Genomic DNA, 12943 nt, shown 5'->3' with positions numbered 1-12943 from the left:
AGGAACGGACGCTGCCCCTGTGGCTCGCTGATGAGGCTCTCGAGGCTGACCGTTCACGTTGCTCCCCGCTTGACCGGCACGTCGAGCGCGATCGTAGGCAGCTCGTACCGCCCACAAATCCCGCTTCCGCCCCGCAAAAGGGGTAGAACGCGAGTGGGAGCTCCGAAGTTTTAGGCGCTGGCTAAGCAGCCGTTAAGAAAGTTCACAGATCCGCGGTTCGGTCGCCTAACTGAACTAGTTAAGACTGAATCATCCGCTTATGCGACCGAACCGCCCTACCGACTTCACCCCTTCGAAGACGCCGTCTCCGCCGGTTCCTCCGCAGCGCCGTCCGGCTCCCCCGGTGCCTCGTCAGCGACCCGCCGCCGAGGCAGAAACATGAACGCGACGATCGCTCCGAGCCAGGCCACGACCGCCGACCCCACCGCGGTCACGTGCATGGCGTCCACGAACGCGACCTTGGCCGACTCGACCAGCGCCATCGCGTCCCCGGCCGACCGGGAGGCCAGCTGACCGGCGGCCTCCAGCGCACCGCCGATCGACTCCCCCGCACCGTCGCGCGCTGCCGCGGGCAGCACGTTCACCGCGTCGCCGAGGTTCGTCCGGTAGGACGCCGACAGCAACGACCCCATGATCGCGACGCCGAGCGCGCCACCGACCATCCGCACGGTGTTGTTGACCGCGGAACCCGCACCGGCCTTGAAGCGCGGCACCGCCGACATGACCGCCTCGGTGGCGGGCGCCATCGCGTTCCCCATGCCGAAGCCGAGCGCGAAGACGATGATCTCGATGACCCAGACCGGCGTGTCCCGGCTGACGAACGAGTAGGCACCCAGCGCGAACCCGACCAGCGTCATGCCGAACGCGACCACGACCCGCGTCCCGAACCGGACCGCCATCTTCGCCGACCGCGGCGCCGCCAGCGCGATACCCACCGCGACCGGCACCACGAGCAGACCGGCCTCGAGCGGCGAGTAGTCCCGCACCGCCTGCCAGAAGTAGGCGAGGAAGAACGTGGCGCCCTGCATCGCGAAGAAGACCAGCCCGATGCTGACCGCGCCGGCCGAGAACGCCGGGTTCCGGAACAGCGTGACGTCCAGCGACGGATGGCTGCTGCGTGCCTCGACGATCACGAACAGTGCGACCAGTGCCACCCCGCCGAAGATCGGTGCGAGTACCGGGAGCGAGCCCCAGTCGTTGGTCTCGCCGCCGTGGATGATGCCGTAGACCAGCAGCGACAGGCCGGCGATCGACAGCAGCACGCCGAACGGGTCGATCCGGCCCGGTGACGGGTCCTTCGACTCCGGCACGAACAGCGCGATCGCGGCGACGCCCACCAGCACGAACGGCACGTTGACGAGGAAGACCGAGCCCCACCAGAAGTGCTCGAGCAGCAGACCGCCGGTCACCGGCCCGATCGCGATGCCGACGCCGGAGAAGCTCGCCCAGATGCCGATCGCCTTACCGCGCTCGGACGGGTCGAAGACGTTCGTGATGACCGAGAGCGTCTGCGGCTGGACCAGCGCTGCCCCGATGCCCATCAGTGCCCGGGTACCGATCAGCTGCGCCGGCGAGTCCGCGAACGCCGAGGCCACCGACGCCAGCCCGAAGACGATCATGCCGACGATGAGGAACAGTCGCCGTCCGTAGCGGTCGCCGAGTACACCGGCGCTGAACATCAGCCCGGCGAAGACCAGCGTGTAGGAGTTGATCGCCCATTCCATCTGGGACTGGGTCGCGCCCAGGTCCTGCTGGATCGTCTTCAGAGCGACGTTCAGAATCGTGTTGTCGAGGATGACGACGAGCAGGCACACCACCAGCACGCCGAGAATCAGCCAGCGACGCCGATGCACGGTCTCTTGGTCCACGTCCACCGACGCTATCCGCAGATCATTGACCGATGCAACTTTTGGTCACTACAACAAGTTGGGCACTCGGCCTTTTGTTCTGAGCCGGAGCCGGTCCAGGGCGGCCCTGGCGTCCGAGCGCGCCGACGTCGTGACATCAGCGAGGCGTCATGAGGAGGCGCGCTCGGCCGTCAGGGTCGTTCTGGACCGGCCGCCCACTCGGAGAACGCCTCGAGGTTGGCTAGCGACTCACCGCGCTTCACGCGCCAGGCCCACTCGCGCCGGATCGCGCTCGGGTACCCGATCTCGAGCATCGTGTTGAAGCTCTCGTCGGAGTACTCCAGCACCGACCCGAGCAGCCGGTCGAGTTCGTCCTCGTTCACCGAGGTCAGCGGGACCCGGCCGGTGAGAAAGACGTCACCGGCCTTGTCGATGCTGAAAGCCACCCCGTACATCCGGGCGTTCTTCGTGAGGAGATACGAGTACAGCTCTTCCCGGTTCTCGTCCGGGTGCCGCATGACGAACGCCTCGATGCGCATGGCGTGGTCGCCGATCACCAGGTTCGCCAGCGTCTTCTGCTTGCGCGTGCCGGGCAGCGTGACGACGAAGCCGCCCGCGGGTGTGCGGTCGTACTCGGCCTCCCGCTCCTTCAGGAACGCCTCGACCAGCGCGACCAGTTCGTCCTTCGGCACGCGACCTCCTCAGACCGGCGTCAGGTAGCGCGAACGCATGGCGGCACGGTACCCATCCAGCAGGCCGTCAGCCGTGCGCTGCCAGGAGAACATCGCTGCGTGCTGTACGCCTCCGTGCCCGAGCTTCGCCCGGTAGCGCTGCTCGGCGATCAGCCGGCGCAGCACGGTCGCGTAGTCGGCCGGGTCGTGCGACGGCACCAGCACACCCGACTGTCCGTCGGCGACCGCGGTCCGTAAACCGCCGACCGCGGCGGCCACCACCGGCGTACCGCAGGCCTGCGACTCGACCGCCACCAGCCCGAACGACTCGTTGTGGCTGGGGACGACCGTCACGTCCGCGGCCCGGTAGAGCTGACCCAGCTCGTCCGGCGGCAGCGGCTTCAGGAACCGGACGAGATCGGCCACGCCCAGGGAGGACGCGAGCCGCCGCAGCGCGGCCGGCTCCCCCATCCCGTTGCCGCTCGCGCCGCCGCACACGACGACGGTCAGCGACTGCCGCAGCGACGGGTCGGACGCCACCAGGTCGGCCGCCGCCCGCACCAGGATGTCGGGGGCTTTCAGCGGCTGGATCCGGCCGACGAACAGCAGCACGGTGCCGTCTTCCGGCAGGCCGAACCGGCGCCGGGCGACCCGCCGGTCTCCGGGCTGGAACCGCGCCAGGTCGACGCCGGGCGCCACCGTCGACACCCGTTCGGGGTCGGCGCCGTAGAGCTCGACGAGTTGCCCGGCTTCGGCCGGCGTGTTCGCGACCAGCAGGTCGGAGTCGGCCACCACCTGCTCCTCGCCGAGCACTCGGCCGGCCGGCTCCGGCTTGTCGCCGAGGGCCAGCGCCGCGTTCTTCACTTTCGCGAGCGTGTGCGCGGAGTGCACGAGCGGGACGCCCCACCGCATCCGGGCGAGGCTGCCGACCTGGCCGGAGAGCCAGTAGTGCGAGTGCACGAGGTCGTACCAGCCGGGTTCCTGGTGCGCCTCGGCCTCGAGCACCGCACCGGAGAACGCGCAGAGCTGGCCGGGCAGCTCGTCCCGGGGAAGACCCTCGTACGGACCGGCCGGCACGTGCCTGACCAGCACCCCGGGAGCCATCTCGACGACCGGCGGCAGGTCGGACGACGTCGCCCTGGTGAAGATCTCGATCTCGACGCCCGCCGCCGCGAGCCGCCGGGACACCTCGGCGACGTAGACGTTGAGCCCGCCCGCGTCGCCGGTTCCTGGTTGATCTAGCGGAGAGGTATGGAGGGTGATCGTCGCTACCCGACGAGGCAACCGCCCGCGATTGCGGGTCGACAACGACACCCGTACTCCCCTCCACGAGGTAGACCATGAGAAGAACGGCGTCGGTCATCCCCCGGCCTGAGCTTACGTAACACTCCCGACTTCAACTATCTTCCAGCGGACGCTCGTCGGTGACCGCACGTGGCATGCGGCACTATCGGGGTATGAGCAACCCCCGTCCGGTCGCCGTGGTCACCGGCGCCAGCAGTGGTATCGGAGCAGCGAGCGCCCGGCGGCTGGCCGCCGAGGGATTCCAGGTGGCGCTGGGTGCCAGGCGCAAGGACCGGCTCGACGAACTCGCCGCCGAGATCGACGGCGTCGCGATCCCCCTCGACGTCACCGACGAAGGCTCGGTGGCCGCGTTCGCCCGCGCTGTCGAAGCCCTGCCCGGGCCGGTGAAAGTGCTGCTCAACAACGCCGGCGGCGCCAAAGGGCAGGAGCCGATCGAGGTCACCGACCCGGCCGACTGGCAGTGGATGTACGAGGTCAACGTCATCGGCACGCTGCGGGTCACGAAGGCGCTGCTGCCGGCGCTGAAGGCCGCCGACGACGCGATCGTCGTGTTGATGTCGTCCACCGCCGGGCACGGCGTCTACGAAGGCGGCGGCGGGTACACCGGGGCCAAGCACGCGATCAACGCGTTCTCCGAGACGCTGCGGCTGGAGCTCAACGGGCTGCCGATCCGGGTGACCGAAATCGCACCCGGCATGGTGAAGACCGACGAGTTCTCGCTGAACCGCTTCGGCGGCGACGACGCCCGCGCCGACAAGGTGTACGAGGGCGTCGCCGAGCCGCTGACCGCCGACGACATCGCTGACATCGTCGGCTGGACCGTCACTCGGCCCAAGCACGTCGACATCGACCTCGTCGTCGTCCGCCCGGTCGCCCAGGCGTCCAACTACAAGGTCTCCCGGACCAGGTGAAACGTGCCCCGCGGCTGGCCGCGGGGCGCGCTCGCGCGCTGGGCCTGCCCACCCGAGGCACCACCAATCCGAACCGGCTGCGCCGGATGGACCGCTGGCTCGTCGAGGAAATGCGGGCCCGGCCCGCGCCGCTGGTCGTCGACCTCGGGTACGGCGCGTCCCCGGTCACGACCGTGGAGCTCTACACCCGGTTGCGGTCGGTGCATCCGGACGTCCGGGTGGTCGGCCTGGAGCTCGACGCCGACCGGGTGGCCGCCGCCGCCGACGCCGCCGAGCCGCCCGGGCTGACGTTCCGGCGGGGTGGGTTCGAGCTGGCCGGGCTGCGACCGGCCGTGATCCGGGCCGCCAACGTGCTGCGCCAGTACGACGAGCAGGCCGCCGCCGACGCCTGGACGACGTTGCGCGGAGGCCTCGCGCCCGACGGCCTGCTGATCGACGGAACCTGTGATGAGCTCGGCCGGATCGGGGGCTGGGTCGCCGTCGGTCCGGAGGGTCCCCGGACGCTGACGTTCTCGGTCCGGCTCGCGTCCCTCGACCGGCCGTCGACGCTCGCCGAGCGCCTGCCGAAGGCCCTCATCCACCGGAACGTGCCCGGCGAGCGCGTGCACGCGCTGTTCGACGCGTTCGACGCGGCCTGGGACGCCGCTGCCCCGATGGCGCCGTTCGGGCCGCGGCAGCGCTTCCTCGACGCGGTGGGTCGCCTGGCCGGCGAAGGCTGGCCGGTACGGGGGACCGCGAGGCGATGGCGGCTCGGCGAGGTGACGCTCCCCTGGGACGCGGTAGCTCCCCGCGCCTCGGACCCTGCGACGCCCTAGGCTTGTGCCGACCCCAAAAAGCCTCCCACCACGACAGGACGCGACTCATGAGCGAGAGCCGCCCGGACGCGGAATTCTGGCTGGACAACCTGCGGCGCGAAGGCGCGGGCTTCCGTGCGGCGCTCACCCCCGAGACACTGGCTTCGCCGGTTCCGTCCTGTCCGGGGTGGAACGTCGAGCGGCTGGTCGCCCACGTCGGGGCCGTCTACCGGTTCCACGGCGCGCACGTGGTCCGCGGCGTCACGACGCCGCCCGAAGACGGGGAGGCGCCCGAGGCCGCGCCGTCCGGTACGGACGTCATCGAGTGGTGGGACGAGTCGTTCCGGATCCTCCTGGCCGCGCTCGGGTCGACCGATCCGAGTACGCCGGCCTGGAACTGGTCCATTCAGGAGCCGGTCGCGCGGTTCTGGTTCCGCCGGATGGCGCACGAGACCGCGATCCACCGCTGGGACGCCCAGCTCGGCGCCGGTGCGGCCCTCACCGAACCGATCGACGCCCGGCTGGCCGTCGACGGCGTGGACGAGATGCTCGACACGTTCCTGCCGGCCAAGCACGACTGGGCCGACGACACTCCCCGCGGCGTGGTGACGCTGCGCGCGACGGACGTGGACGCCCACTGGGCCGTGCGGATGCGGGGCGTCGGTATCTCGCTACTGGACACCGGCACGGTCTTCGACGACCCGCCGCACGCCCAGTCGGCCGTGACCGGCACCGCGAGCGATCTGGAACTCGCGCTCTGGGGCCGGATCCCGCTGTCGGTGCTCACCGTCGAGGGCAACCCCGCGCTACCCGAGGCACTGTTCAACGCCTAGGAGTGGGCGGTACCGCTCAGGTTGACCAGCACGACCCCGACGACGATCAGCAGGATGCCTGCGATCGCGGTCATCCCGAGCTTGTCGCCGAACGCGACCCAGCCGATGATCGCGATCAGGCCGGTGCCGACACCGGCCCAGACCGCGTAGGCGGTGCCGATGCCCAGGCCGAGTTTCAGCGCCTGCGACAGCCCGAAGAACGACCAGCCGTACCCGAGCACGACCACGATGCTCGCCCAGAGCACCGTGAACCCGTGCGAGGCCTTCAGCGCGCTGGTCGCGGTCACCTCGGCCACGATCGCCGACGCCAGCCATACCCACACGCCCACGAACGACCTCTCCGTCATCAGAGGCGCACCCGCACCCGGCGGAACCCGCGCCCCTTGTTCTCGATCTTGGCCACCGTGATGCGGCCGATCTGTTTCGTAGACGCTACGTGGGTACCGCCGTCGGCCTGGGCGTCCAGTCCGACGATGTCCACCACGCGGACTTCGGTGAGCTCCCGCGGCACCAGGTTCGTCGCGGTCCGGACGATGTCGGGGATCGCGAACGCCTCGTCGCGCGGCAGCACCTTGACCTCGACCGGCCGGTCGGCGTCCACCTCGAGGTTGACCGCGTCCTCGATCGTCTGCTTGAAGCCGGCGGGCACCTCGGGGAGGTTGAAGTCCATCCGGGCCTCGCCCGGCTCCATGTTGCCGCCGGTGACCAGCGCGCCGAAGTCGCGGAACACGACCCCGCAGAGGACGTGCAGGCCGGAGTGCGTCCGCATGAGGAGCGTCCGGCGCTCGTCGTCGAGTGCGCCCCGGACGGCAGTGCCGACCGGCGGCACCGGGTCGCCTTCCTGCGGGATCAGGTACAGGTCGTCGCCCTTGCGGGTACCGGCGATGCGCGTCTGGGTGCCGCCCCAGAGCAGCGTCCCGTGGTCCGGCGGCTGGCCTCCGCCGCCCGGGTAGAACGCCGAGCGGTCGAGCACGATCCCCTGCTCCGGGTTTTCGGTGTCGACGTGCAGCACGGTGGCATCCCACTCGCGCAGCGTCGGGTCGAGCAGGTCGAGTCGGTGGGTGTGCGGCATGCCGTCACGGTAGCGGCGACACCACCGCGTTTCGCGTGTGCTGGTAGATCACCGAGGTGTTGAACCCGATCACCTCCCGGCGCACGGTGATCCGGTCCATCAGGAACGTGTGCATCGCGTCGACATGGGGCACCGCGACGTGCAGCAGGATGTCGTGCTGGCCGGTCACGACGTACACCGAGAGCACCTCGGGCAGCGCGGCCGTGTAGCTCTTGAAGCTCTGGATGACTTCGCGGCTGAGCGGCCGGACCTGCACCGAGATCAACGCCTGCACCCGGCGGTTCATCGCGGCCAGGTCGACCGCCGCGTGGAAGCCGGTGAGCACGCCCGCGGCCCGCAGCGCCCGGACGCGCTCCAGGCAGGTGGAAGGGGCGAGCCCGACCGCGGCGGCCAGCTCGCGGTTGGTCTGCCGTGCGTCGCGCTGGAGATGGGCCAGGATCGCCGAATCAATGTCGTCCATGACCGGCATTCTTGCGGACGGACCGAATTTCGTTCGGCCTGTCGGCTTTCACGCCGCAGATGGCTCTACGTTCTCGGCATGTTCACGCATGAGGAGCTTCACGTCACTGCGGGTCGCCGGTCCGGGGTTCCGATCGTCGTCGCGATCCACTCGACCGCACGGGGGCAGGCGCTGGGCGGCTGCCGGATCTGGAACTACGCCGACTGGCGCGACGGCGTCGAGGACGCGCTCCGGCTCTCGTCCTCGATGACCGCCAAGAACGCGCTGGCCGGACTCGCGAACGGAGGGGGCAAGACCGTGGTCGCACTGCCTCCGGGAGCGCGTCCGGACCGGCGGGAACTGCTGCTCGACGTCGGCGACGCGGTGGAGGCACTCGGCGGCCGGTACGGCACCGGGCCCGACGTGGGGACCTCGTCCGACGACATGGTCGTGATCGGCGAGCGCACCTCCCATGCCTTCTGCCGGCCGGTGTCGGCCGGCGGCAGCGGCAGCTCGTCCCCCGGCACGGCGGCCGGAGTCCTCGCAGCGCTCCGCGCCACGGTCGACCGCCTGCCGGATCCGGGCGGTGCGACGGCCTCCGCACGTTCGTGGCCGGCCGGCCGGACGTTCGCCGTCGTCGGGCTCGGCTCGGTAGGGGCGGACGTCGCCCGGCGGCTCGCCTCGGCCGGGGCCCGGTTGGTCGTTTCCGACGTCCGGGCCGACGCCGAAGCACTGGCCGACGAGCTCGGAGCGCGATGGGCGTCCCCCGAGTCGGCGCTCACCGCCGAGGTCGACGTGCTGGTGCCCGCCGCGCTCGGGGGCGTGCTGACGCCGGCCCTGGTACCGGAGCTGCGCTGCCGGGCGATCGTCGGCCCGGCGAACAACCAGCTCGCGTCCGCGGACGTCGCCGGGCTACTGCACGACCGCGGCATCCTCTGGGCCCCCGACTACGTGGTCAGCGCCGGCGGCATCGTCCACGCGGTCGCCACCGAGCTCTACCGCGAGCCCGAGGCCGCGGTGGCCGCCCGCATCGACGCGATCGGCGAGACGCTGACCCGGGTCTACCAGCTGGCCGAGGCCGAGGGACTCACTCCGGCCGCGGCCGCCGAACGGCTGGTCACCGAACGGCTCGTCACCGAACGGCTAGGAACGAACTGATCCGGCGGCGGAGGTCGGCCCGCTGGTTCCAGAGGACTCCGGGTTCGGGGTAGAGGTGCAGCTGCGCGCTCGGCAGAGCGTCCGCCAGCGCCTGAGCAACCCCGGCCGGGTGGAGCGGATCGCCGGCGCAGCCCAGCACGAGCGCGGGGGCAGTGACCGCGCGCAGCGCGTCCGCAGAAGGAAGAACGGTCAGTGTGGGCAGGCGGCGGAGTGCCTCGGCGATGCCCGGCGCGCGCAGCGCGGCGACCCGCTGCCGGACGTAGGCCCGGGCCGCGGTGCTCGACGCGTTCGGCTCCGGGACCTCCAGCGTGACCACGGCGGCCAGTCGCTCGGGATCGTCGTCCTCGAGCGCCGACACCATCGCGGCGAACCGGCTCCGGGCCTCCACCGGCCGGGGCCGGTCGAGCGCGGCGGGCAGGAAGAACACCAGACGTTCGAAACGGCCGGGTGCGTCGGCGACCAGGCGGGTCAGCGCACCGGCACCGAGGCTGGTGCCGACCGCCCTGGTCGCGCCGTACTCGTCGGCCACCTGGAGCAGGTCGTCGGCGAGGTCGCGGTAGGTCCAGCCGACCCGGAGCGGCTCCGAGGCACCGTGGCCGCGGAACGAGAGGAAGACCCGGGTGCCGCTCACGCCGGACCCGAGCGGACGCGTATCGGCGATGCTGCCGCCGAGACCGTGCGCGAACACCGTCACCGGCTCGCCGCCGCCGGTGACCAGCCGGTCTACCAGCTCCTACCGCCGTTGCTGATCTCGCGGATACGCGGGCGCACATCGAGCAGGTACACCAGCGCCGCGATCAGCGCGATCATCGCGAAGAGCATGCCGAAGGCGAAGAACAGCAGCGACGCGAGCATCGTGCCGCCGATCAGCGCCAGCCAGACGCCCTTCTGCAACGTCTCGACGGCCGGGAACGCTTCGGCCTTCTGCATCAAGGCGTGCACGAACGCCCACGCCTCGAGCGCGAGACTGACGACCAGGACCACCACGTTGATGGCCCCGATGACTTGGCCTACCCATCCACCCACGCTCCCAGCCTACGGGAGTGCGCTAGGTAAGGGGCGTTGACCCGGTAGCCACCGCCGCTTACTTGAGTGAGATCTGGACCTCGTCGTCGTAGTCGCCGTCCGGGTTCAGCTTCAGCGTGGCCGGGACCTGGTCGGACGGGATGTCGAACGCGATGATGCCGGTGACGGCCTTGCCCGGGTAGATGTTCTCGAACAGGTCGAGTTTGTCGTCCGGGTTCGCCTTGAACGAGAACAGATCCATCAGCGTCTCGCCGCCCTGCCCGTCGATCAGCTTGGTGCTGTACGAGCGAGGCTTCACCGCGGACTTGCCGACGTTCTCGAACTTCATGCTGATCAGGCACCACTGGCCCTTTTTGGGCTCGTACGTCGTGTAACCGCTGCCGATCGACTTCACGCCGCACTCGGGCTTCGCGAGCACGGTCATGATGATGTCGCCCTGCTGGACCGGCTTGCCGATCACGCCGCGGCCGCTCGTCGGGGCCGTCGAGTCGGTGGTCGGGTCTTCGGCCGCCGACGGCGCGCCCTGCGTCGTCGGCGCCGCGGTGGGGCCGTCGCTGGCCGCGATCGTCGGGTCGTCGTTCGAACCGCGGTTGTTGATGACGACCGCTGCGATCACGCCGCCGGCCACCATGATCAGCACCACGGCCGCCACGATCGCCCCGATGATCAGGCCGACCGGCCGGTTCGGAGGCGGGGGCGGCGGCGCGCCGTAGGCGGCGTTCGCCTGCGGCGCCCCGTAGGCGGACGGCCCGTATTCCGGGGTTCCGTAGCCGGACGACGGCGGGCCGTAGCCCGGGGCGGGCCCACCGGATGCCGGAGCACCGGACGCGGGCGGGCCGTAGCCCGGGGCTCCGTAGCCGGGGGCCGGCGCGCCTGGTCCGGGGGCTCCGGCAGCGGGAGGCCCGTAGCCGGGTGCTCCGTAGCCGGAGTAGGGACCAGGGGCCGCGGGGCCGGGCGCCTCGGGCTGTGCCATTCGAGAAACTCCATCATCAGGCGTTCACACGTGACCGCAGCATCCAATCACGGCCGCGCCGAAGTTGGCGGCGGCCTTGAGGCTTCGTTAACCCTGGCCGACGCCGTGCTCGCACTGAGTACCGGCCCGCTCGCGTACCGGTACGCGCCCGGCCCGCAGCCGACGCCGATCGAGGCTCGCCGGGGTGCGGAAACAGACGCCGAATCACGCCGACGCATCCGGTTTGCCTAGCATCATCGTGCAGTCCACCTTTTGGCCACCTCACTTTTCACAGGGGTTCACGTGCGTATCCGCCTCCGCCCCACCGAGACCGCCTTCTACGACTTCTTCAGCCAGGCCGCCAACAACCTGGTGACGGGCGCGGACATCCTCGGTGAGCTGAGCCTGGCCGATCCGGACTTCCAATCGATCTCCGACCGGCTCCAGGACATCGAACACGCCAACGACGACGTGACGCACGCGCTGCTCCGGAAGCTGAACTCGACGTTCGTCACGCCCTTCGACCGCGAGGACATCTACCGGCTCGGGTCGCTGCTGGACGACGTCATGGACCACATGGAGGGCGCCGGGAACCTCATCTACCTGTACGGGCTCTCGCAGCTGCCCGCGCTGCCCCGGGAGATGCACGAGCTGATCGAGACGCTGTCCCGCGCGGCGGTGCTGACCGCGGCCGCGATGCCGAGGCTCCAGTCGCTCAAGGACCTCGAGGCGTACTGGATCGAGGCCAACGAGATCGAGAACGAGGGCGACCACGCCTACCGGATGCTGCTGGTGCGGCTGTTCAGCGGCGAGTACGACACGTTGACCGTGATGAAGCTCAAAGAGGTCGCGGACGAGCTCGAGGCCGCCGCGGACGCGTTCGAGCACGTGGCCAATACGGTCGAGACGATCGCGGTCAAGGAGTCCTGACCGGTGGAGCTGCTGCCGGTACTGGCGATCATCGCGATCGCCCTGGCGTTCGACTACACGAACGGTTTCCACGACGCGGCGAACGCGATCGCGACGTCGGTCTCCACCCGCGCGCTGACGCCCCGGGCCGCGCTGATCATGGCCGCGGTCGCGAACCTGGCCGGTGCACTGCTGGGCACCGAGGTGGCGAAAACCGTCGGCGAGGGCATCGTTTCCGCCCCGTCCGGGGGCGAGGGGCTGCTGCTGGTGTTCTGCGCGCTGTTCGGCGGGATCGTCTGGAACTTGATCACCTGGTACTTCGGGCTGCCGTCGTCGTCCTCGCACGCGCTGATCGGCGGGCTGGTCGGGGCGGCCCTGTCGTCGGACGCGCTGGTGAAGTGGTCCGGCGTGATCGACAAGGTCGTGATCCCGATGGTGGTGTCACCCCTGGTGGGGTTCGGCCTGGGATACGCGCTGATGCTGGCGATCCTGTGGACGTTCCGGCGGGCGCACCCGGCCCGGATGAGCCGCGGGTTCCGGTACGCGCAGACCGTGTCGGCCGCCGCGATGGCGCTCGGGCACGGCCTGCAGGACGCCCAGAAGACGATGGGTGTCATCGTGCTGGCGCTGGTCGTCGGCGGTTACCAGACCGGCTTCGACGTGCCACTCTGGGTGATCGTCGCGGTGGCTCTGGCGCTGGCGGCCGGTACCTACTCCGGCGGATGGCGGATCATGCGGACGCTCGGGCGGCGGATCATCCACCTCGATCCGCCGCGCGGGTTCGCCGCCGAGACCGCGGCCGCCGCGGTGCTCTACACGACCGCGTACGTGTTCCACGTGCCGATCTCGACGACGCACACGATCACCGCGTCGGTGATGGGGGTCGGGGCGACGAAGCGGTTGTCGGCGGTGCGGTGGGGTGTGGCGACGAACATCGTCACGGCCTGGGTACTGACGATCCCCGCCGCCGCACTGGTCGCCGCCGCGCTGGAGACGATTCTCCACCCGCTGCTGTTCTGATCGGCA

At 70.5% G+C, this 12943-nt stretch carries 15 protein-coding genes; 6 read left to right on the top strand and 9 right to left on the bottom strand.

The genetic code is table 11. The features are described from left to right. Positions 1-284: 284 nt before the first annotated feature. From ACIBZJ_RS31220 to mshA, 3 genes are all read right to left on the bottom strand, one after another. Positions 285-1874, bottom strand: a complete 1590-nt coding sequence (locus ACIBZJ_RS31220) for an MFS transporter (protein ID WP_395935925.1) — start codon at positions 1872-1874, stop codon at positions 285-287. 164 nt (positions 1875-2038) lie between these two features. Continuing rightward, positions 2039-2539 (bottom strand): YbjN domain-containing protein, encoded by a 501-nt coding sequence (locus ACIBZJ_RS31215; RefSeq protein WP_395935923.1) that lies wholly within the window; start codon positions 2537-2539, stop codon positions 2039-2041. 9 nt (positions 2540-2548) lie between these two features. Next, a complete protein-coding gene (gene mshA, locus ACIBZJ_RS31210) occupies positions 2549-3832 on the bottom strand; it encodes a D-inositol-3-phosphate glycosyltransferase (protein ID WP_395935921.1) in 1284 nt (427 codons plus the stop codon). A 143-nt stretch (positions 3833-3975) separates the two neighbouring features. On the opposite strand from mshA, the gene ACIBZJ_RS31205 reads away from it, so the two are divergent. Genes ACIBZJ_RS31205 through ACIBZJ_RS31195 form a run of 3 tightly spaced genes read left to right on the top strand, consistent with a single transcriptional unit; the run spans position 3976 to position 6361 of the window. Next, entirely contained in the window at positions 3976-4734 is a 759-nt protein-coding gene (locus ACIBZJ_RS31205; RefSeq protein ID WP_395935919.1) for an SDR family oxidoreductase, read from the top strand. Then, the gene (locus ACIBZJ_RS31200; RefSeq protein WP_395935917.1) at positions 4731-5549 is read left to right on the top strand and encodes a class I SAM-dependent methyltransferase; all 819 of its coding nucleotides are present in this window, start codon (positions 4731-4733) and stop codon (positions 5547-5549) included. Before ACIBZJ_RS31205 ends, ACIBZJ_RS31200 begins: the two co-directional genes overlap by 4 nt. A 47-nt stretch (positions 5550-5596) precedes the next feature. After that, positions 5597-6361 (top strand): maleylpyruvate isomerase family mycothiol-dependent enzyme, encoded by a 765-nt coding sequence (locus ACIBZJ_RS31195; RefSeq protein WP_395935915.1) that lies wholly within the window; start codon positions 5597-5599, stop codon positions 6359-6361. Here ACIBZJ_RS31195 and ACIBZJ_RS31190 read toward each other — a convergent pair. From ACIBZJ_RS31190 to ACIBZJ_RS31180, 3 genes are read right to left on the bottom strand one after another with little or no spacing between them, the layout of a single operon-like run. Beyond that, positions 6358-6690: a DMT family transporter gene (locus ACIBZJ_RS31190; protein ID WP_395936280.1), complete on the bottom strand. Its 333-nt coding sequence runs from the start codon at positions 6688-6690 to the stop codon at positions 6358-6360. The two genes, ACIBZJ_RS31195 and ACIBZJ_RS31190, sit on opposite strands and share 4 nt — an antisense overlap. Positions 6691-6707: 17 nt before the next feature. After that, entirely contained in the window at positions 6708-7433 is a 726-nt protein-coding gene (locus tag ACIBZJ_RS31185) for an alanyl-tRNA editing protein (RefSeq protein WP_395935913.1), read from the bottom strand. Between the two features lie 4 nt (positions 7434-7437). Then, positions 7438-7893, bottom strand: coding sequence for an Lrp/AsnC family transcriptional regulator (locus ACIBZJ_RS31180; RefSeq protein ID WP_395935911.1), 456 nt, complete (start codon positions 7891-7893; stop codon positions 7438-7440). A gap of 78 nt (positions 7894-7971) precedes the next feature. Here ACIBZJ_RS31180 and ACIBZJ_RS31175 point away from each other — a divergent pair, with 78 nt between their 5' ends. Then, entirely contained in the window at positions 7972-9030 is a 1059-nt protein-coding gene (locus tag ACIBZJ_RS31175) for a Glu/Leu/Phe/Val dehydrogenase dimerization domain-containing protein (protein WP_395935909.1), read from the top strand. Here ACIBZJ_RS31175 and ACIBZJ_RS31170 read toward each other — a convergent pair. From ACIBZJ_RS31170 to ACIBZJ_RS31160, 3 genes are read right to left on the bottom strand one after another with little or no spacing between them, the layout of a single operon-like run. Further along, on the bottom strand, positions 9005-9724 hold the full coding sequence (locus ACIBZJ_RS31170; RefSeq protein ID WP_395935907.1) for an alpha/beta fold hydrolase: 720 nt from the start codon (positions 9722-9724) through the stop codon (positions 9005-9007). The two genes, ACIBZJ_RS31175 and ACIBZJ_RS31170, sit on opposite strands and share 26 nt — an antisense overlap. A gap of 29 nt (positions 9725-9753) precedes the next feature. Next, positions 9754-10056, bottom strand: coding sequence for a DUF2516 family protein (locus ACIBZJ_RS31165; RefSeq protein WP_395935905.1), 303 nt, complete (start codon positions 10054-10056; stop codon positions 9754-9756). Between the two features lie 58 nt (positions 10057-10114). Further along, positions 10115-11029 (bottom strand): DUF4352 domain-containing protein, encoded by a 915-nt coding sequence (locus ACIBZJ_RS31160; protein WP_395935903.1) that lies wholly within the window; start codon positions 11027-11029, stop codon positions 10115-10117. A 282-nt stretch (positions 11030-11311) separates the two neighbouring features. Here ACIBZJ_RS31160 and ACIBZJ_RS31155 point away from each other — a divergent pair, with 282 nt between their 5' ends. Continuing rightward, positions 11312-11938, top strand: a complete 627-nt coding sequence (locus ACIBZJ_RS31155) for a DUF47 domain-containing protein (RefSeq protein ID WP_395935901.1) — start codon at positions 11312-11314, stop codon at positions 11936-11938. 3 nt (positions 11939-11941) lie between these two features. Continuing rightward, the gene (locus ACIBZJ_RS31150; RefSeq protein WP_395935899.1) at positions 11942-12937 is read left to right on the top strand and encodes an anion permease; all 996 of its coding nucleotides are present in this window, start codon (positions 11942-11944) and stop codon (positions 12935-12937) included. Positions 12938-12943 lie beyond the last annotated feature (6 nt).

The organism is Cryptosporangium sp. NPDC051539, assembly GCF_044454545.1.
GTDB lineage: Bacteria > Actinomycetota > Actinomycetes > Mycobacteriales > Cryptosporangiaceae > Cryptosporangium.
This window is presented reverse-complemented; position numbering and strand designations above follow the sequence as displayed.